Here is an 18,194-nt window from a genome sequence, read left to right as displayed (position 1 = left end):
AACTCACGGCACCGGCCGAGCGGCGGCCCGGCATGTGAGATCTGTGGCGAACGCGGACGATTTCGCCCGCGGTCCGTCACGGTCGGTCCAGCGCCTCGCGCACCTGGGCCGCGTAGGGCCCGTTCGGGTAACGGCTCAGGAACGCCGCTGCGCGCCGTTCTGCCTCGCTTTTGCGGTTCAGCTCGAACAGGGCCAGCACCGCCACGCCCTCCCATTCCTGGGCGAACTGCCCGGCCTTGAACTCGGCCGCCCCCGCCTCGGCCCGGGCCAGCGCCTCGGCCGGATCGCGCCCGAGGAACCCGCGGGCCGCCTGCAGGCTCCGGGCCTCGCGGAGGTAGTCGGCCGCGCCGTCGCCGGCCCGGCTCGCCCCGCGCGGCCCCTCGGCGCGCGACGACTTGCCCGTCCGCGGCTTCTTGGCGTCGCCGCGGGCCGACGACACGACTGGCTTTTCGGACATGTCCTGCACGACCTCTTCGGGCGCATCGACCGCCGCTTGAGCTGGCTTCGGGGACATGTCCTGTGCGACAGCTTCGGGCGCGGGCGAGGCCGGCATGACAGCTGGCTTTGCAGACATGTCCGGAGCGACAGCTTCGGCCTGCCGCCCGTCGCCCACCCCGGCGACCGCCGGCGTCGTCGGAGGCGGGGTCGTCGCCGACGGCTGCGACAGCCACAGCCCGGCGCCGATCAGTCCGCCGAAAATGAGCGCCCCGAGCCCGAACGTGCCGGCGCCCCAGCTCGAGGAGGCCGCGCCGGCGCCCTTGGCCAGCGACGCCTCGAAGCGGGCGGCGCCGGCGCCGGCGTCGTACGGCACGCGATGGCGAGCGGCGGCCGCGAGGTCGCGGCGAAGCCCGGCGGAGGCCGTCACGTCGTCGAGGAGGCGGGTGGGCTCTTGGTTCATGACGTCACCGTTTGCGAGCGAGCGAGCGGCCGAGCCGGCGCCGCGACGAGGCGGGCGTGGGCCTCCATGAATTGCTTGCGGGCCTTGTGCAGCCGCGAATACACCGTTCCGATCGGGATCCCCAGGCCGGCGGCGATCGCCTCGCAGCTCTCGCCCTCGAGCTCGAAGAGGATGAACACGGCGCGCTTGCCCTCTTCCAGGGTGTCGAGCGCCTGCTGCACGCGGCGCAGCGCCTCGCTGGCCTCGGCCTGTTCGCCGGGGGAGCTGCCGGCGTGCGCGGACGCGGCGGCGACGGCCTCGGTGTCGGCGTCCTCCCACGACCGGCGGCGCTTGCGACGGCCCGCGGACACCACGCGCAGCGTGATCTCGGCCAGCCAGGTCGTCGGCCGCGCAGGCCCCGGGACGAAGCCGCCGCGGCGGTGGGCGACCAGGAACACCTCCTGGACCACATCGTCGACCTCGGGGCGGCCGACCCCGAGGCGGACCGCGAAGTTGGCGACGAACTCCGCGTGCTCGCGGAACAGGCGCGCCGCATCGAGGACCTGAGGGCCGTCACGCTTGGCTGTATGTCGCGTGTCCGTCAAATCCTTCACCGGATCGTGAACGCTACGCCCAGGCTCACCACGGCACCCACGGGCGGCACCGGCAGCGATTGTCCGACCATACCTTGTTTACTCGGATCGCGCTCGGCGAGCACCGGCCGGACCACGGGGACCACGAGGTCGACCGCCAGGTCGAAGGCGAAGCGCTTGGTGGCCCAGATCCGCAGCTCCGTCGCCACCATCAACGCCACCCACGGCGCCACCACGGCCTGCACGCCGGGCGTCTTCGCGCCGCTCTGCAGCGCGCCGCCGGCTGGCCCGAAGCACAGGCGGGGCCGCACACGCGGACGCGCAAGCGCAGCACACACGTCCAGCCGACCGCCCACGAGGCTCGGCGTCACCACCGTGCCAGCGTCGATCGCGCGAGGACCCCCGTAGCCGCCGAACAGCCCTGCGCGCAGGTCCACCCACCTGCGCCACCCGAGCTCGAGCTGCGCGCCGCCCCCGCCCGCGAGCCCCGGCAACACCCCGAGCCACGCCCCGCCGCGCACGGCGGCCACCACCGACACCGAAGCGCGACGCGCCGGCGCCTCGTTCGTCTCGCCGCGCCGCGAGCGTCGCTGCAGCGGCGGCCGCTCCGGATCTTGCGCCTGCGGTACGCTCTGCTCGCCCGGCTCGATCACTTCATAGCCGAGGCCTTCGAGCACCGCCGCGTCGACGGCGATGGCGATCGCCAGCCCGACGAGCGCATGCAAATCGTTGCACGTCGGTCGCGGCGGATCGAGCGTGCGCTCGACGAGCTCGCCGCGGATCTCGAGCGCGATGGCCACCGAGTGCGGCCGCGTCGGATCGCCGCGGACGTCGATGCGGGCGACCGACGCATCGATCGTGTCGTGTCCGAGCCAGGTCGTCGCCGCGTCGGCGAGCGCGTCGGCGGTGAGGCACGTCGCGCCCGGCTCGACGCGCAGCGCCTCCCGCAGCGGCCGCGGGGGCGGAGGCGCCGGCGCGGGCGCGAGCAGCAGGCCGGCGGTGAACAGGGCGACGAGCACCGCCCCCAGGATGCGTCGCCCGGCCCGCGCCTGGCCAGTCGCATCTCGTGGTAAGGTCCCCGCGATGCAGCAAAAACGCGTCGGAGTCGTGCTGGCCGGCTGCGGCTACCTCGACGGAGCCGAGATCACCGAGGCCGTCCTCACCCTCTACTTCCTCGAGCGCGCCGGTCTGCAGCCTCGCTGCTTCGCCCCCGATCGTCCGCAGATGCACGTCGTCGACCACCTCACGGGCGAGCCCACCGGCGAGACGCGCAACATCCTCGTCGAGTCGGCGCGGATCGCCCGCGGCAAGGTCGAGCCGCTCGATCGCGCGCGCATGGAGGAGCTCGACGCGCTGGTCCTGCCGGGCGGCTTCGGCGTCGCCAAGAACCTCAGCGACTTCGCCGTCCGCGGTCCCGAGGCCGACGTCGACACCGAGCTGGTGCGCCTCGTCGGCGAGGCGCTGTCGCGCGGCAAGCCGCTGGTCGCCATCTGCATCAGCCCCGCGATCCTGGCCGCCGTGCTGCGCAAGCTCGGCATCGGCGGTGCTCGCCTGACGATCGGCGACGACGCCGGCACCGCGGCCGCCCTCACCGCGCTGGGCGCCCGTCACGAGGCCTGCACCGTCGATCGCGCCGTCGTCGACGAGCGCCTCCGCATCGTCTCCACGCCCGCCTACATGCTCGGCCCTGGTCCGCGCGACGTCGGCGCCGGCATCGAGCAGGCGATTGCGACCCTCGCCGGCTGGCTGCGGGAAGCGACCGGGGCCGTGTAACACTCGCCCGGACGCACCGTTGCCGAGGAGTCCTCGATGCCGCGCCGGTTCCCCCGTGCTCTCGTCCTCCTCGTCGCCCTCGCCTCCGCGTGCGGCGGCGGTGAGCCCGTCAAGCTGGCGCCCAAGGCCGAGAAGCTCGAGGTCAAGCCGCCGCCGCCGGCCCCGACCGCCGTCCACCTCGCCATCGACGGCACGAACGGCAAGCTGGGCTTCGACATGGAGGCCCCCGTCGAGAAGATCCGCGGCAAGGTCCGGGCCTCGGCCCTCGGGGGAGAGGTGTGGCTCGACCCGAGCGACCTCGCCAAGTCACGCGGCCTCGTGCGCGTCGAGCTCCGCGACCTCGAGCTCTACCAGCGCACCGCCCCCGAGGCGGGCAAGGAGTTCGGCGAGGAGGTCAAGAACGACACGCAGAACGAGCACGCCCGGCAGTGGCTCGAGATCTCGCCCGACACCCCCGCCGAGGAGCTGGCCAAGAACTCCGTCGTCGAGTTCGCGCTGACGCGGATCACCGACGCCTCCGTCACCGACCTGTCCAAAGTGACAGGTCCCGAGCGCGAGGTCACCTTCACCGCCAGCGGCGACTTCCTGCTCCACCAGCGCAAGGCCGAGAAGTCGGTCAAGCTCGAGGCCACCTTCCGCTACGACGGCGACACCCTGCGCGAGGTCCACGTCAAGAGCGTCGAGCCGCTGACGATTGGCCTCGACGAGTACGATGTCCGCCCGCGCACCGGCTTCAGCAAGCTGGCCGCCAAGACGCTCGAGCAGCTCGCCCCCAAGGTCGCCAAGGAGGCCGCGGTCTCGCTCGAGTTCGTCGCTCGACCCGACGGCAAGCCCGCGGCGTCCGGCGCCCCGGCCCCGGCGCCGAGCCCGAACCCCGCCGGCTCGACCGCCGCGGCCCCGTCGCCCGGCGCTGCCACCCCATCCACCCCCGCTGCCGAGCCCGCCCCCGCGGCCGCAGCCAAGTGACCGACGCGCAGCGATCCGCCGCGCGTCCACCCCCGTAACGAACGCACAGGAGCACTCAAATCATGGATATTCGCACGATCTCCGCCACCCTCGCCCTGCTCGGCTCCGGCCTCACTCTCGGCGGCTGCAACAAGGCCCAGACCGACGCCACCGAAGTCCCGGGCAACGCCGGCGCCGCGGGCGAGAAGTCGTGCAAGGGCCACGCGGACAGCGACAAGAGCTGCGGCGGCCACGCCGAGGGCGAGAAGAGCTGCGGCGGCGAGAAGGGCTGCGGCGGCGAGAAGGGCTGCAGCGGCGTGAAGGGCGACACCAGCTGCGCCGCCTCGAAGCCGACCGAGACCGCGGCCACCGACGCGGCGCCGGCCGCCGATCCGGCGACCACCGCCACCGCCACCGCCCCGGCCGACGCCGCCGCCACGCCGGCTACGACCACGACCGAGAAGAAGAAGAAGAAGCCGGCCGCCAAGAAGGCCAAGGGCGAGGCCGCCTGCGGCGAGGGCACCTGCGGCTGATCGCCGCGCTCGTCGGCTGTCCTTTCGACCAGCCCGGGCGCGCACGCCGGGCGGTCGTCCGCGTCAGGCCCGCGCGTGACCTGCCCCTTCGACCAGCCTGCGACTCGATCCTGCCCGCGTCCCGCCGCCGTGCAATCTGTCCCTTCGGCCAGCCCGGCAGCGGCACACCAGGCCCTGTCCCTTCGGCCAGCCGGGCAGCGGCTCGCAGGGTGGACCAGCATGCGTGACGCGACGATGAACCGTCCGACCGGCATCGGCCTCGGCTTGCGCTGGGCCTTCCTCGACGAGGCCCTGGCCGCGCCCGTCGACCCGGCGCTCGCGTTCTTCGAGATCTCGCCCGAGAACTACATGCGCCGCGGCGGCTACTTCCCGGCTGCCCTGGCGACGATGGCCGAGCGACGCCCGCTGCTCACGCACGGCCTCATGCTCAACGTCGGGGCCGCCACCGGGCTCGACGACGCCTACCTCGCCGAGCTGCGCGCCTTCCTCGACGCGCTCGGCGTCGCTGAACACACCGACCACCTGTGCTGGACGGGCCGCGACGGCGTCTGCCTGCACGACCTCCTGCCGCTGCCGTTCACCCGGCGCGCGGCCCGGCAGGTCGCCGACCAGATCCGCCGGGCCCAGGACGCGCTCGCGCGGCCGCTCGCGCTCGAGAACATCAGCTATTACGCGCCGGCCGGCGCCCCGCCCGGGGCCGCTCGTGGCGCCGCGTTGGCGGCCCGCGAGCTCGAGTTCCTCCACGAGGTGCTCGCGCGCGCCGACGCCGGCCTGCTCCTCGACGTCAACAACGTCGTCGTCAACGCCACCAACCACGGCTTCGACGCCGACGCCTTCGTCGCCGACCTGCCGCTCGATCGCGTCGTCCGCCTCCACGTCGCCGGCGGCGAGGTCCGCCCGCACCTCGGCGGCCTCGTCATCGACACCCACGGCGCCCCGGTGCCCGCGGCCGTTCGCGCGCTGATGGGCCGCGTCGTCGCCCGCCTCGGTCCCCTGCCCGTCCTCTACGAGCGCGACCACAACATCCCCGAGTACGCCGAGCTGGTGGCCGAGGTCCGCGCGCTGGCGGCGATCTACGACGCCGCGCTGGCCGGCCGCGAGACCGGGTCCGGACATGTCCTGGAGGACATCTCTTCCAGGGCGCCCCTCGACCTGTCCACGGCCGAGCGGACAGCACATGTCCCCGCGGACATACGACCATCCGCACCCCCGGCGGCCTTGAAAGCCCCTATCCTCGCGGACAGGCGACCCTCCGACCCCACGGCGGCCGGTCGTGCCGGGCGGGTCGAGTTGTCCACGTCACTGGCGTTCGACGCGCCCGCCGCCGACGATCCCTCCCGAGCCGACCCCGAGCTCGACGACATCCAGCGCGGGCTCTCGCGGCTGATCGTCGATCCGACCGTCGAGCCGGGAGCGCCCGCCGAGCTGGCCGCGTTCTTGCGCGAGCGCGGCGTCGGGCCGGCGGCCGTCGCCTCGCTCGCCGAGGTCGACCCCGCGCGGCTGCTCGTCTACCGCCAGCTCATCCGCCGCCAGGTGCGGGGCGTGCTCGCCGACCTGCTGCCGCGCACCGCTGCGGCCCGCGGCCAGGCGGCCTTCGAGCTCGACGCCGACGCCTGGCTCGCCGAGTCCGGCCCGCGCTCGCGCCTGCTCCGCGACCTGCCCGGCGAGTTCGCGGCGTGGGCGGGGCCTCGCTGGTCGAACGAACGTGTCCCGGAGGACATGCCCCGAGCGCCAGCATGGCTCGGCGACCTCTCGCGCCACGAGCTCCTGTTGCACGAAGTGGGCGCCGCCCCGCTGCGCCCGCCGGCGGACCCGCGCCCCTTCGCGCTCGACGCCCGCCTCGAGTTCGATCCGAGCGCCCGCCTCGGTCGGTTCGCCTTCACCGTCCACGAGCTGCCCGACGAGCCCGACGTCGCCCCGCGCCGCGAGCCGACCGCCCTGCTCCTCTACCGCGACCGCGAGCACGCCGTCCGCACCCTGCACCTGAGCCCCCTGGCCGAGGCCTTGCTCGACGCGCTGCTGGCCCGCGGCACGACCGTCGAGCAGGCCGTCCGCGAGGCCGCCGAGGTCACCGGCGCTGCGCTGGACGGCGAGTTCCTCGGCCGCGTCAGCGCGCTGCTCGCGGACCTCGGCGAACGCGGCGCCGTCCGCGGCGCTCGTTGAGCGTCATCGGTCCTCGTCACCGGCGCGACCCGAGCCGCAACGCGAGCGCGCGGTGCGATGACATCGCCGGCGACGAGCCTGCGCGATCAGGACCTCCGAAGTTGCAGCGCCGTGCCGGGCTGCGAAGACCACCGCCGCTACCAGTGCAGCCCGATCTGCAGCGCGCCCTGCAGCGCGTGGCCGACTTCCCAGTGCGCCGGCGTGATGCCGTCCTTCGGCATGTTGAGCGCGATCATGCGGTACACCGTCGTGAAGCCGAGCGTCACCTGGTTCGACACCCACGCGTCGAAGCCGAGGCCGGCGCGGATCTGGGCCCCGTGCAGGACGTCGCCGAGCGGCATCTTGGCCCGGGCGTAGCCGACGCCGAATTCCAGCAGCGGCTGGAAGCGCTTCTTCATGAAGTACAGCCGGACGAACACCGGGTCGAAGAAGAACATCCCGCCGTTCTTGATGGTCTTGTCGGTGGTCCCGGGCAGCGTCGTGCGGATGCTGGTGTGCGTCTGTCCCGAGAGGCCCATGCCGAAGCCGATGCGGTTGTTGAGGCGCACGCCGAAGTCGAACCCGCCGCCGATGGTCAGCAGCGTCGGCCGCGCCGGCTTGTCGCCGCCGATGGGTCCGGTGATGGTGAGCCGCGGTGCGATCCAGAACCTGCCGCGCCACGCGTCGCGCCGGATCTTCGAAGGATCGGCCGGCGTCGGCGGCGGCGGCAGCGGCTCGACCTGGCGTCCGCCCCAGTCGAACGAGGGCGCGGCTCCCGGGGTCGGCGCGGCTCCCGGGGTCGGCGCGGCTCCCGGGGTCGGCGCGGCTCCCGAGGTCGACGGTGCCGTGGTCGGCGGGGCCGTGACCGGTGGGGAGACCGGCGGCGGCGCGGCGGAGGGCGGCGGCACCGGCACCCCGGCCTCCGGCGTCGCGCTCGGGGTGGCCACCGACTGGGTCGCGGGCGCGGGTGCTGCAGGCGCGGGCGCGGGCGCTGCGGGCGCGGGAGCCGGTGCGGCGGCGGGCGCGGGCGCCGGGGCGGGCTCCTGCGCCTGAGCCGGCGTCGCGGCGAGCACGCCGGAGAGACAGATCAGGACCGCACGGATGTGAGCGAGCGTCATTGCCGGTGCCCTCGCGCTAACTTCGGAAGATCTACACCACGCGGAACCTCTGCGGCACTCGGCGGCTTTCCGGACAGCGCCGACGAAAGCGCACGCTCCGCCTCCGCGCGCAACTCGGGATCATCCTCGTTGGCGGCCGCGAATCGCAGGAATCCGACGGCATCGGTCCCGCCGAGGCGAGCGAGGGCGCGATACGCCTCGCGCGTGGCCCCTGGGTCCAGGCGATGCACCTCGCGCACGATCGCCGCCGCGTGGTCGAAAGTCCCCACCGTGCCGAGGACGTCCAGCACCGCCATGCGCACCCGCGTGTCCTCGCTGCGCAGCAGCGGCACCAGCCGGCTGGCGTGCTCCCTCGCCTCGCGGTCGCTGACGTAGCGGAGCGCCACCAGGATCTGCGACGGCTCGCCCGACGACAGCAGCACCTCCAGCCCGCTCGCGTCGCCGCGAGCCAGCCGACACTGCGCCTCGAGCCCGGTGATCGCCCGCCGCGCCGCGTCCGCCAGCGCCTCGCTCGACGGGCGGAACGCGTCCGTGCCGGCCGAAGCCGAGCTCGTGATCGCCGACACCGCGAACTTCGAGCGCAGGTCATCGGGCACGGCCATGCCGACGTGGAGGATCCACGGCGCCTCGGCGGCCTCGCGGGTCAGCGTGGCCTCGCCGTGGACCGTGGAGCCGTCGGCCCCGTCCGGAGCGAAGATCGCGCTGTCGCGCAACGCGGCCTGCAGCGCCTCGGACACCGGGCTCTCGAGGTCCGCGGCCTCGCCGGGCAGCGCCAGGCTGAGCCGTACCGGGTAGCGCCCGCCGTCCGACTCACTGCACGCCGAAGCGAACAGGACGAGGGCGAGCGCCGCGCGGAGTCGGATCATCGTCGATCGCTACCATACCCCTCCGCGTCCTCCCAGACCAGCGGCAGGCCCAACTGCGCCGCGTAGAGGGCCGCGAAGCGCCGCCCGGCCGCCTCGACGGACGTCGCTCGCCCGCCGACCGAGACCGCGCTGGTCACGGTCACGCCGTGCAGGCCGCAGGACACCAGCGCGCCGAACAGCTCGGGGTCGACCGCGAGGTTGATCGAGATCCCCTGGATCGACACCCCGCGGCTCACGTGGAGCCCGATCGACGCCAGCTTCTCGGATCCGCGCCACACGCCCGGGTGCTCCATGCGGAACTCGCAGCCGTCGACCCCGAGCTCCGCGAAGATCGCGATCGCCACGTCGCCGAGGCGCACGATGTGCTCGCGGATCCGCCGACCCACCATCACGATCGGATAGGCCACCAGCTGCCCGGGCCCGTGCAGCGTCACCTCGCCGCCGCGCGGCGCCTCGCACACCGTCAGGCCCGCGGCCGCGCGCTGCTCCTCCGACCACAGGATGTCCTCCCGCCGGCCGCGGCGACCGAGCGTCAGCACGGGCGGGTGCTCGACCAGGAACAGCACCCCCGGCTCGCCCGCGACCACCCGTTCGCGCGCGGCGAGCTGCAGCGCGAGCGCCTCTTCGAAGCCCATGCGGCCGAGCCACACGGCCCGCAGCGATTCAGGTGTCGAGGCCACTGATCGACTCGAGGACCGTCGGATCGAGCGCGCCGATCGCCACCGGCAACGGGCTGATGCCGACGCCCTGGGCGCGCAACCAGGCGGCGAGTTCGCCGGCGGTGACGACTCGGGCGTCGCCCCACGGCGGTTCGGCGGGCGGATCGCCCATGCAGAACACCAGGCAGCCGGACGCCTGCGCCCGCTCGAGATCGCCCGCCCACGCCGACGCGTCGATCCCCGCGCGACGCGGCAGGATCAGCGCCAGCAGCTTCGGGTTGGCCTCGTCCTCCTCGGACTCCGAGTCGGCGTCGCCCTCGATGTCGGCGATCACGAGCTTGGCGATCCCGCGGCTCGGGGGCAACGTCGCCAGCACCGGGTAGCCCTCGCGGGTCAACCAGATCCGCGCGACGGCCTCGAGCCCTCGCGGCCCAAGTGTCTGCAACCACTGCACGAACGCGTTGGCGATCTCGTTGTTGAGCGCGGCGATGGCGGCGTGCAGCGCCTGCTCGGCGGCGGTGACCGCCGGGGGCACGCGGCTCGCGTGCAGCTGGTAGCGCGCGTCGCCGCGGGCGATGAACCGCGACGCCCGACCGCCGTGGCGGATGTCGAGCAGGATCGCCGCCGTCACGGCGCGCTCGATCTCCGAGATCTCGCCGCCGAGTACGCCCATGCCGGCGAGGGTCTCGGCGATCTGGCGGATGTGCAGCGAGCGCGGCCCGGCGTCGGTCATCACCTGCGCGACCTGCTGCAGCAACGACTCCGACGCCTCGTCGCGGACCGTGCGGAGCTCGGTCAGCCCGCCCTCGCTGCGGCGGCCGCGGCGGCGACGACGGCGACGCCGCCGACCCGGGCGCTCCTCGTCGTCGCTCGCGGCTTGCGGCTGGGGCTGCGGCTGGGGCTGCGGCTGGGGCTGCGGCCGCGGCGGGGGGCGCCGATCGGACCGGGGCGCCGCAGGCTGCGGTGTTCGACCGCCGGCGCGCTCGGGGGCGGCGGCGGCGGGCGCTGCATGCTCTCGAGCTCCGTGCGCAGCTCGGGGCGCTCCTCGGCCAGCCGCGACATCGCGTTCGCCATCACCACCGCCACGTCGGTGACGCCGTCGAGCCCCGCGCCCTTGGGCGCCTCGAACTCGAGGTTGGGGGTCACGCGCTGCAGCACCTCGGCGCGCTTGCCGGAATCGAGCCCGCGGCGGGTCGGCTTGATCGCCACCTGTTGCGGGGCCGGAGCTTCGCCGCGGACGCCGAATCGATCTCGCCGCCGGCGACGGCGTCGACCGCCGCCCTCCTCGGTCGTCCCCTCGTCGCCCTCGCTCGTCTCCTCCTCGTCACGGGTGTCTTCGGTCAGCATCGAATTCGCTTCCACTTTTGGCTGCAAGGCTTCGACATCGTTCGACTTTTTTGCACTGACGGGCGCCGTCTCGAAGGGCAGCTCGAGGGTCGGCGCCGGGGCCGGCGGAGGGGCCGGAGCCGGGGGCGGCTCGGGGGCGGAGGCGCGGCCGCGGGCGGCGGCGCGGCGCCCGGGCGGAGCTGGAAGTAGCCCGGCTTGCTGCGCACGAGCAGCGCGCTGTCGCCCCGGACGGCGGCGTTGAGGCTGGCCTGCATCGCCGCGACCGGATCGCGACCCACGTGCGAGAGCAGGTTGCGATCGACGGCTCGCTTCACGATCTCGGAGAAGTGCAGTGGTTCGGGCTCGTGGCGGAGGACTTCGATCGCAGCTTCAAGGAAGGTCATGTGTACGACAGCGGCGCGCCGGGCGACGGCGACGGAGAGTTATGCAGAAAATTTGCGTGACGAGGTCGGAGTCTGCTAGCCGCGGACGACATGCGTGCGCACAACGTCGGCGTCCTGATCTCGACCGCCACCGCTCGCTCGGTGGGCGCGGACAATGATAGCCAAATCGACCGCGAAAGTGGCAGCGATCTTGCGGAAGCGCTGGGCCGGCTCGGCCTCGTGCCCGTCTCGCTGACCACCGACGACGCGCTCGACCTCGGCCTGCGGCGGGCCCGCCTGCGCGCCTGCTTGCTCGCCGCCCACGGCCTCGCCGGCGGGCTCGGCCGGATCCAGGCCCTCCTCGAGCTGCGCAAGATCCCGTTCGTCGGCCCCTCGGCGCAGGTCACCGGCCTCGCCTACGACAAGCTGCGCGCCCGCCAGATCTTGGCCTATCACAGCCTCCCGGTCCCGACCACGGTGGTCCTGGGCGGCGCGCAGCCGCCGAGCCGTCACGCCATCGGCCTGCTCGGCTGGCCCTGCGTCCTCAAGCCCCGTCGCGGCAGCCACGCGGCCGGGGTGCGCCTCTTGACCGACGCCGACGCCGTCGCCGACGCCAGCCAGGCCGCGGGGGGCAGCGACGAGCTCCTGCTGGAGCGGGCCGTCCTGGGTCGGGAGGTCCAGGTCGTGCTCCTGCACGGCAAGGTCCTGGGCGCGATGGAGGTCGTGCGCGAGGCCGACGATCTGGCGCAGATCCGCGCCATGACCTGCCCGCCCGGCCTCACCCGCAGCCAGCTCAAGGGCATCGGCAACCTCGCCGAGCACGCCACTCGCGCGCTCGGCCTGGTCCGCGGGGCCGCGCGCGTCGACATCCTCGTCCACCCGCGCCACAACGAGGTCATCCTCGAGGCCGAGCCCTGCCCCGACCTGCGCCGCGCCGGCGTGGTCGCCCGGGTCGCCCGCGCCGCCGGCCTGCGCTACGAGGCCCTCGTCCAGGAGCTCCTGCGCGGCCTCGTCGACGTGCCCGAGCGCGTCGCCCCCACCCGCAGCGTCCGCCGCGCCCCGGCCCCGGTCGTCGAAGCCGCTTCGCCGGCCGCGCTGCAGTGACCTGTCTCTGGGGACCTGCTCCCGAGGACCTGTCCTTATCGACCTGTCACCCAGCGCCTGCCCTCGAAGACCTGTCCGAAAGGTCTTGCGAGGGCGCGCTCGCGAGAGCCCGGCGTTCGGCTCGCCTCCGCCGCGGACGGCCCGCCCTTCGGGGCCGCGCGTCCCTGGCCGGTGCCTCGAGCGTTGCAGACGCCGCGCCCGCCGGCGGCCCGCGCGGCGCAGGACGCAGGACGGGAAGTGTCCAGGGAAGCCGCCTCGCCCGAGGCGCTCGCAGCCGCCGACGCCAGCGCCGGCCTGTCTCTGAAGACAGCCCTCGCCGCGACGCCCTCCCCGCGGCTCTCGCTCGTGCCCCGCGGAAGGAACCCCCCGGAGGTCGACGGCAGCGATGCACGAGCAGCGCTCGGGGTCGCGGACCCTCGACGTCGTCGAGGAAGCCGCCGGTGTCGGCGAAGCTCGACCTGACCTGCCGGTCGAGCGAGCGCGGCGGTGCTCCCCCTCGCCCCGCGCCGCTGACAGCGAGCCGCGTTCGGCCCGAGGCTCGCCCGAGCGCGGCCGGAACGCGAAGAGACCGCGGCGAGTCGCCTCGCGCGCGGTCTCTGCGTTCGCCTCGTGGGCCTTCAGGGCTGCGTCGCGCGGATCTGGGCCTCGAGCCAGCCTTGCTCGGTGACCAGCTTGCGGTGCTCCGCCGCGTCGATCGAGCCGAGGTCGTGCGACAGCTCGGCCTGGACGCGCTTGAGGTCCTCGCGGGCCTTGCCCGCGTCGATCTCGGACACCTCGAGCGCGCGCTCGACGAGGATGACCACGCGGTTGTCGCGGGTGACCTCGAGGAACCCGGCGCCGACGGCGATCCGGACCGACTCCGCGCCGTCGCGGAAGCGGACCACGCCGGGGACGACGGGCGTGATGAACGGGACGTGCTCGGGCAGGACGCCGAGCTCGCCGAGGAGGCCGGGGACTTCGACCCCGGGGACCACCACGCCGTGGCGCTTGGGGCCCAGCGGCGTGAGGATGTCGAGCTGAATCGTGGTCTCGGCCATGACGGTGGACTACTCCCGGCTCAGCCGGCGGCCTTGGCCTTCTTGGCCTCGTCCTCGGCCAGGCGCTTGGCCTTGGCGATCACGTCGTTGATGCCGCCGACCATGTAGAAGGCGTCCTCGGGCAGGGCGTCGTGCTTGCCCTCGACGATCTCGCGGAAGCTCTGGATCGTGTCGGAGAGCTCGACCTGGACGCCGTCGTTGCCGGTGAACACCTTGGCGACGTCGAACGGCTGGCTGAGGAACTTCTGGATCTTGCGCGCGCGGGCGACGGTGAGCTTGTCCTCTTCCGAGAGCTCGTCCATGCCGAGGATCTTGATGATGTCCTGCAGCTCCTTGTACTTCTGCAGCACCTGCTGGACCTTGCGCGCGGTCTCGTAGTGGTCCTTGCCGACGACCTCGGGGGTGAGGATCGTGCTCGTCGAGTCGAGCGGGTCGACGGCCGGGTAGATGCCGATCTCGGTCAGCGCGCGGCTGAGCACCGTGGTCGCGTCGAGGTGGGTGAACGCGGTCGCGGGCGCCGGGTCGGTGAGGTCGTCGGCGGGGACGTAGATCGCCTGCACCGAGGTGATCGAGCCCTTGCTGGTCGTCGTGATGCGCTCCTGGAGGCCGCCCATCTCGGTCGCCAGCGTCGGCTGGTAACCGACCGCGCTGGGGATACGACCGAGGAGCGCCGACACCTCGGAGCCCGCCTGCGTGAAGCGGAAGATGTTGTCGATGAAGAGCATCAGGTCCTGGCCCATCTCGTCGCGGAAGTACTCCGCCTGGGCCAGGGCGCTGAGGGCGACGCGGGCGCGGGCGCCCGGGGGCTCGTTCATCTGGCCGTAGACCAGCGCGACCTTGCTCTGGTCGTTGTGGACCTTGTGGACCTTGCGGGTCTTGTGGTCCCAGTCGGCCTTGATGACCTCGGACTCCATCATCTCGAAGTACAGGTCGTTGCCCTCGCGGGTGCGCTCGCCGACGCCGGCGAACACCGAGTAGCCGCCGAACTTCTTGCCGACGTTGTTGATGAGCTCCATCAGGAGCACCGTCTTGCCGACGCCGGCGCCGCCGAACAGGCCGATCTTGCCGCCGCGGCGGTAGGGCGCGAGCAGGTCGATGACCTTGATGCCGGTGACGAGGACCTCGGCCTTGGTGCTCTGCTCGGTGAACGGCGGGGCGTGGCGGTGGATCGGGCGGAACTCGGTCGCCTCGATCGCGCCCTGCTCGTCGACCGGGTCGCCGGTGACGTTCATGATGCGGCCGAGCACGCCCTTGCCGACCGGCATCATGATCGGCTTGCCGGTGTCGCGGACGTCCATGCCGCGGACGAGGCCGTCGGTGGTGTCCATGGCGATCGTCCGCACCGTGCGCTCGCCGAGGTGCTGCGCGACCTCGAGGGTCAGGTTGTCGGTCGCGTCGTTGATGCGCGGGTTGGTGACCTTCAGCGCGGTGTTGACCTCGGGCAGCGAGCCGGAGAACTCGACGTCGACCACGGGGCCGATGACCTGCGTGATCTTGCCGGTGTTGACGCCGGGCGTCGCGCTCTGCGGCGGGGTGCCGCTCGCCGGCTTGGCGCCGCCGAGGAAGGACGCGGGGGTGTTGAAGATGCTGGCCTTACCCAGGGGGCCAGACGGCGGGTTGGACGGCGGAGGCGGCAGGTTCGACATGGTGCTCCGAAAAGCGGCCCGACGGGCCGAGATGACTGGCGGAAGTTCGAGAGGCGCTCGGGCCGCTTGGCCCGTCTAGCCCTTGAGGGCCTCGGCGCCGCCGATGATCTCCATGAGTTCCTTGGTGATCGCGGCCTGGCGCTCGCGGTTGTAGAACAGCGTCAGCTCGCGGATGAGCTGGGTCGCGTTGTCGGACGCCGAGTCCATCGCGGTGCGACGGGCGGCGATCTCGCCGGCGATCGAGTTGAAGAACGCCTGCTGCAGCCGCGACTCGACGGCGATCGGCAGCAGGTGCCCGAGCAGCGCGTCGCGCCCGGGCTCGAGCACCGGCAGCACGCGCTCGTCGTTGACGATCTCGCGCGACTCGAACGGCAGCAGCACCTCGATCTTCGGCTGCTGCGTCAGCACGTTCTTGAAGTAGTTGTAGGCGAAGTACACCCGGTCGACCTGCGGCAGCTCGGTGTCGCCGCCTTCCTTGCCGCCGGTGAACATCGCCATGATCTCGGCCGCGACCATCTTCGCCTTGACGACGAGGTCGCCGAGCGTCGGCGCGTCGTGGTGACGGACGATCTTCTGCCCGCTGTGCTGGAAGAAGCCGCGGCCCTTCTTGCCGACGGTCAGCAGCACGACGTCGTTGCCGGCCTCGCGCTCCTTGCGGATGAAGCCCACCACCGCGCGGTTGAGGTTGGCGTTGAAGCCGCCCGCCAGGCCGCGGTCGGCGGTGATGTGGACGATCACGACCCGACCGTTGCCGCTGCGCTTCAGCAGCAGCGGGTGCGCCGCGCCCGCCTCGCCGGCGTCGCCCTCGCCTTCCCCGCTGCCGAGGCTGGCGACCAGCGAGCCGACCACCTGGTCGAGGCGCTCGCCGTACGGCCGCGCCCCCATCGCCGCCTGCTGCGCCTTCACCAGGCGCGCCGCGGCGATTCGGCTCATCGCCGAGGTGATCTTGCGCGTGTTCTTGACCGACGTGATCCGGTTCCGGATCTCCTTCAGGTTGGCCATGTCATGCCTTCTGCTTGCGCGCGGGGTCGCGGAGGTACTCGGCCTTGAAGGTCTTGATCGCCGACTCGAGCAGGTTGTCGAGCTCGACCAGCTCCGGCTTGCTCGAGGCCTTGTTGGCGTGGTCGATCACGTCGGCGCGGTTGTCCTTGATCCACGCGTGGAGCTTGCGCTCGAAGTCGCGGACCTCGGACAGCTCGAGGTCGTCGAGGAAGCCGCGGGTACCGGCGAAGATCGAGATGACCTGCTGGGCGACCGAGAGCGGCTGGTACTGGTCCTGCTTGAGCAGCTCGGTGAGCCGCTGACCGCGAGCCAGGGTGTCGCGCGTGGCCTTGTCGAGGTCGGACGCGAACTGCGAGAACGCGGCCAGCTCGCGGTACTGCGCGAGGTACAGGCGCAGCGGACCGGCGTAACGGCGCATCGCCGCGACCTGGGCCGCACCACCGACGCGCGACACCGAGATGCCGACGTTCACCGCGGGCCGGATGCCCTGGTAGAAGAGGTTCGACTCGAGGAAGATCTGGCCGTCGGTGATCGAGATGACGTTGGTCGGGATGTACGCCGACACGTCGCCGGCCTGGGTCTCGATGATCGGCAGCGCCGTCAGCGAGCCCGCGCCCTCGGCCTCCGACAGCTTGCACGCGCGCTCGAGCAGGCGGCTGTGGAGGTAGAACACGTCGCCCGGGTACGCCTCGCGGCCCGGCGGGCGGCGCAGCAGCAGCGACAGCTGGCGGTACGCGACGGCCTGCTTCGACAGGTCGTCGTAGACGAGGAGCGCGTGGCCGCCGCGGTCGCGGAAGAACTCGCCCATCGTCACGCCGGTGTACGGCGCGAGGAACTGCAGCGGCGCCGACTCGGACGCGGTCGCGGCGACGACGATGGTGTAGTCCATCGCGCCCTCGCGGCGCAGGCGGTCCACGACCATGGCGACGGTCGACTGCTTCTGACCGATCGCCACGTACACGCAGACCATGTTCTGGCCCTTCTGGTTGATGATCGTGTCGATCGCGATCGCGGTCTTGCCGGTCTGGCGGTCGCCGATGATGAGCTCGCGCTGGCCGCGGCCGATCGGGATCATCGAGTCGATGGCTTTGAGGCCGGTCTGCATCGGCTCGTGCACCGACTTGCGGGTGATGATGCCGGGCGCCTTGACCTCGACCACCTTCATCTCGACGCCGGTGAGCGGCGCGCCGCCGTCGATCGGCTCGCCGATCGCGTTGACGACGCGGCCGATCAGCGCCTCGCCGACCGGCACGCTCATGATTTGCTTCGTGCGCTTGACGACGTCGCCCTCTTTGATGAGCTGGTCGTTGCCGAGCAGCGCGACGCCGACGTTGCCCTCCTCGAGGTTCAGGATCATGCCCTTCACGCCGTGGGGGAACTCGAGCAGCTCGCCGGCCATCGCCTGGTCGAGGCCGTACACGCGGGCGATGCCGTCGCCCACCGTCAGGACGGTGCCGGTCTCCTCGACGGAGACCTTGGTCTCGTAGCCCTGGATCTGCTCCTTGATGATGCGGCTGATCTCGTCGGCTCTGATATCCATGGTGCGCTCGCGCGGTCCGCCGGGGCGGCTGGACCTGAAGTTGGGATCGATGGGGTGACGGGGTCGCGGGAGAAGCCGGAGGCTAGCCGCGGAGAGAGTTGCGGATGTTTCCGAGCTGGGTCTTCAGGCTGCCGTCGTAGACGACGCTGCCGACCTGGGTGACGACGCCGCCGATGAGCTCGGGGTCGACGGCGGACTCGATGAGGATGGTCTTGCCGGTGGCGCGCTCGAGCGCCGCCTTGATCTTGTTGACCGCGTCGGCGGGCAGCGGCCGCGCCGACGTCAGCTTGGCGTGGACGCGGCCCGACAGCGCGTCCGACATCTCGGCGTACTGCCCGGCGATCTGCGGCACGCCGGCGATCCGCCCGCGCTCGAACACGAACAACAGGAACTTGGCCACGGTCGCGTCGAGCGACATCCGCTCGAGCACCTTCTGCAGGATCGCGCGGCGCTCGGCCACGAGGTACGCGCCCGAGTCGAGCACGTCCATCAGCGACGGCTTGCCGAGCTCGTGCGTCGCGGCGACGCGGACGAAGCTGGCGATGTCGCGGCCGAAGATCTCGCGCTGGATCGGCGTGTCCGCGAGCTGGAGGAGCGCGCGGGCGTAACGACGGGCAAGGCTGCCGGGGATCATGAGAGCTCGTCCTGGA

General features: G+C 72.7%; 20 protein-coding genes. 6 read left to right on the top strand and 14 right to left on the bottom strand.

Annotation, left to right across the window (positions count from 1 at the left end; genetic code table 11):
• Window positions 1-76: 76 nt before the first annotated feature.
• Genes NAEX_RS42850 through NAEX_RS42840 form a run of 3 tightly spaced genes read right to left on the bottom strand, consistent with a single transcriptional unit; the run spans window position 77 to window position 2,489 of the window.
• Window positions 77-898: a hypothetical protein gene (locus NAEX_RS42850; protein WP_096333246.1), complete on the bottom strand. Its 822-nt coding sequence runs from the start codon at window positions 896-898 to the stop codon at window positions 77-79.
• Window positions 895-1,491, bottom strand: a complete 597-nt coding sequence (locus NAEX_RS42845; RefSeq protein ID WP_170136482.1) for an RNA polymerase sigma factor — start codon at window positions 1,489-1,491, stop codon at window positions 895-897. Before NAEX_RS42845 ends, NAEX_RS42850 begins: the two co-directional genes overlap by 4 nt.
• Window positions 1,488-2,489, bottom strand: coding sequence for a hypothetical protein (locus NAEX_RS42840; protein ID WP_096333244.1), 1,002 nt, complete (start codon window positions 2,487-2,489; stop codon window positions 1,488-1,490). The genes NAEX_RS42845 and NAEX_RS42840 overlap by 4 nt, the downstream gene beginning before the upstream one ends.
• A gap of 64 nt (window positions 2,490-2,553) precedes the next feature.
• Between NAEX_RS42840 and elbB the strand changes: the two genes are divergently transcribed.
• The 4 genes from elbB to NAEX_RS42820 all read left to right on the top strand — a co-directional run bounded on the left by elbB (window position 2,554) and on the right by NAEX_RS42820 (window position 6,884).
• Window positions 2,554-3,243, top strand: coding sequence for an isoprenoid biosynthesis glyoxalase ElbB (gene elbB, locus NAEX_RS42835; RefSeq protein WP_096333243.1), 690 nt, complete (start codon window positions 2,554-2,556; stop codon window positions 3,241-3,243).
• Between the two features lie 36 nt (window positions 3,244-3,279).
• Window positions 3,280-4,209 (top strand): hypothetical protein, encoded by a 930-nt coding sequence (locus tag NAEX_RS42830; RefSeq protein WP_177325841.1) that lies wholly within the window; start codon window positions 3,280-3,282, stop codon window positions 4,207-4,209.
• 62 nt (window positions 4,210-4,271) lie between these two features.
• The gene (locus NAEX_RS42825; RefSeq protein ID WP_096333242.1) at window positions 4,272-4,721 is read left to right on the top strand and encodes a hypothetical protein; all 450 of its coding nucleotides are present in this window, start codon (window positions 4,272-4,274) and stop codon (window positions 4,719-4,721) included.
• Window positions 4,722-4,940: 219 nt separating this feature from the next.
• Window positions 4,941-6,884: an MbnB/TglH/ChrH family RiPP precursor modification enzyme gene (locus NAEX_RS42820; RefSeq protein WP_143140111.1), complete on the top strand. Its 1,944-nt coding sequence runs from the start codon at window positions 4,941-4,943 to the stop codon at window positions 6,882-6,884.
• 137 nt (window positions 6,885-7,021) lie between these two features.
• Here the strand turns inward: NAEX_RS42820 and NAEX_RS52555 are convergent, their stop codons facing one another.
• From NAEX_RS52555 to NAEX_RS54835, 6 genes are read right to left on the bottom strand one after another with little or no spacing between them, the layout of a single operon-like run.
• A complete protein-coding gene (locus NAEX_RS52555; protein WP_177325840.1) occupies window positions 7,022-7,981 on the bottom strand; it encodes a hypothetical protein in 960 nt (319 codons plus the stop codon).
• Window positions 7,978-8,847: a HEAT repeat domain-containing protein gene (locus NAEX_RS42810; RefSeq protein WP_096333240.1), complete on the bottom strand. Its 870-nt coding sequence runs from the start codon at window positions 8,845-8,847 to the stop codon at window positions 7,978-7,980. Before NAEX_RS42810 ends, NAEX_RS52555 begins: the two co-directional genes overlap by 4 nt.
• Window positions 8,844-9,527, bottom strand: coding sequence for a lipoyl(octanoyl) transferase LipB (gene lipB, locus NAEX_RS42805; RefSeq protein ID WP_143825736.1), 684 nt, complete (start codon window positions 9,525-9,527; stop codon window positions 8,844-8,846). The genes NAEX_RS42810 and lipB overlap by 4 nt, the downstream gene beginning before the upstream one ends.
• Window positions 9,511-10,263, bottom strand: a complete 753-nt coding sequence (locus tag NAEX_RS42800; RefSeq protein ID WP_096333238.1) for a hypothetical protein — start codon at window positions 10,261-10,263, stop codon at window positions 9,511-9,513. Before NAEX_RS42800 ends, lipB begins: the two co-directional genes overlap by 17 nt.
• A gap of 38 nt (window positions 10,264-10,301) precedes the next feature.
• Window positions 10,302-10,853, bottom strand: a complete 552-nt coding sequence (locus NAEX_RS42795) for a hypothetical protein (RefSeq protein WP_096333237.1) — start codon at window positions 10,851-10,853, stop codon at window positions 10,302-10,304.
• Window positions 10,847-11,185 (bottom strand): HTH domain-containing protein, encoded by a 339-nt coding sequence (locus NAEX_RS54835; protein WP_245913998.1) that lies wholly within the window; start codon window positions 11,183-11,185, stop codon window positions 10,847-10,849. Before NAEX_RS54835 ends, NAEX_RS42795 begins: the two co-directional genes overlap by 7 nt.
• Between NAEX_RS54835 and NAEX_RS53520 the strand changes: the two genes are divergently transcribed.
• Complete coding sequence (locus NAEX_RS53520) at window positions 11,132-11,296, top strand: hypothetical protein (protein ID WP_245914002.1); 165 nt, start codon at window positions 11,132-11,134, stop codon at window positions 11,294-11,296. The genes NAEX_RS54835 and NAEX_RS53520 overlap by 54 nt on opposite strands.
• A 159-nt stretch (window positions 11,297-11,455) precedes the next feature.
• A complete protein-coding gene (locus NAEX_RS42785) occupies window positions 11,456-12,319 on the top strand; it encodes a D-alanine--D-alanine ligase family protein (RefSeq protein ID WP_170136481.1) in 864 nt (287 codons plus the stop codon).
• Between the two features lie 617 nt (window positions 12,320-12,936).
• Here NAEX_RS42785 and atpC read toward each other — a convergent pair.
• The 5 genes from atpC to atpH all read right to left on the bottom strand — a co-directional run bounded on the left by atpC (window position 12,937) and on the right by atpH (window position 18,178).
• On the bottom strand, window positions 12,937-13,356 hold the full coding sequence (gene atpC, locus NAEX_RS42780; RefSeq protein ID WP_096333234.1) for an ATP synthase F1 subunit epsilon: 420 nt from the start codon (window positions 13,354-13,356) through the stop codon (window positions 12,937-12,939).
• A gap of 20 nt (window positions 13,357-13,376) precedes the next feature.
• Window positions 13,377-15,002, bottom strand: a complete 1,626-nt coding sequence (gene atpD / locus NAEX_RS42775) for a F0F1 ATP synthase subunit beta (RefSeq protein WP_096333233.1) — start codon at window positions 15,000-15,002, stop codon at window positions 13,377-13,379.
• Window positions 15,003-15,077: 75 nt separating this feature from the next.
• Window positions 15,078-16,004, bottom strand: a complete 927-nt coding sequence (atpG, locus tag NAEX_RS42770; RefSeq protein ID WP_096333232.1) for an ATP synthase F1 subunit gamma — start codon at window positions 16,002-16,004, stop codon at window positions 15,078-15,080.
• A 1-nt stretch (window position 16,005) separates the two neighbouring features.
• Window positions 16,006-17,544 (bottom strand): F0F1 ATP synthase subunit alpha, encoded by a 1,539-nt coding sequence (atpA, locus tag NAEX_RS42765; RefSeq protein WP_096333231.1) that lies wholly within the window; start codon window positions 17,542-17,544, stop codon window positions 16,006-16,008.
• A gap of 82 nt (window positions 17,545-17,626) precedes the next feature.
• Window positions 17,627-18,178, bottom strand: coding sequence for an ATP synthase F1 subunit delta (gene atpH, locus NAEX_RS42760; protein WP_096333230.1), 552 nt, complete (start codon window positions 18,176-18,178; stop codon window positions 17,627-17,629).
• Window positions 18,179-18,194: the final 16 nt, after the last annotated feature.

The organism is Nannocystis exedens (assembly GCF_002343915.1).
Lineage (GTDB): Bacteria > Myxococcota_A > Polyangia > Nannocystales > Nannocystaceae > Nannocystis > Nannocystis exedens.
This window is presented reverse-complemented; position numbering and strand designations above follow the sequence as displayed.

Bases quoted from the DNA above. Each gene is read 5' to 3' on its own strand.
- NAEX_RS42810 (WP_096333240.1), bottom strand. From the start codon at position 8,847: ATGATCCGACTCCGCGCGGCGCTCGCCCTCGTCCTGTTCGCTTCGGCG.
- atpC (WP_096333234.1), bottom strand. From the start codon at position 13,356: ATGGCCGAGACCACGATTCAGCTCGACATCCTCACGCCGCTGGGCCCC.
- atpG (WP_096333232.1), bottom strand. From the start codon at position 16,004: ATGGCCAACCTGAAGGAGATCCGGAACCGGATCACGTCGGTCAAGAAC.
- NAEX_RS42795 (WP_096333237.1), bottom strand. From the start codon at position 10,853: ATGCTGACCGAAGACACCCGTGACGAGGAGGAGACGAGCGAGGGCGAC.
- atpA (WP_096333231.1), bottom strand. From the start codon at position 17,544: ATGGATATCAGAGCCGACGAGATCAGCCGCATCATCAAGGAGCAGATC.
- NAEX_RS42820 (WP_143140111.1), top strand. From the start codon at position 4,941: ATGCGTGACGCGACGATGAACCGTCCGACCGGCATCGGCCTCGGCTTG.
- elbB (WP_096333243.1), top strand. From the start codon at position 2,554: ATGCAGCAAAAACGCGTCGGAGTCGTGCTGGCCGGCTGCGGCTACCTC.
- NAEX_RS42850 (WP_096333246.1), bottom strand. From the start codon at position 898: ATGAACCAAGAGCCCACCCGCCTCCTCGACGACGTGACGGCCTCCGCC.
- atpH (WP_096333230.1), bottom strand. From the start codon at position 18,178: ATGATCCCCGGCAGCCTTGCCCGTCGTTACGCCCGCGCGCTCCTCCAG.
- NAEX_RS42830 (WP_177325841.1), top strand. From the start codon at position 3,280: ATGCCGCGCCGGTTCCCCCGTGCTCTCGTCCTCCTCGTCGCCCTCGCC.
- atpD (WP_096333233.1), bottom strand. From the start codon at position 15,002: ATGTCGAACCTGCCGCCTCCGCCGTCCAACCCGCCGTCTGGCCCCCTG.
- NAEX_RS52555 (WP_177325840.1), bottom strand. From the start codon at position 7,981: ATGACGCTCGCTCACATCCGTGCGGTCCTGATCTGTCTCTCCGGCGTG.
- NAEX_RS42825 (WP_096333242.1), top strand. From the start codon at position 4,272: ATGGATATTCGCACGATCTCCGCCACCCTCGCCCTGCTCGGCTCCGGC.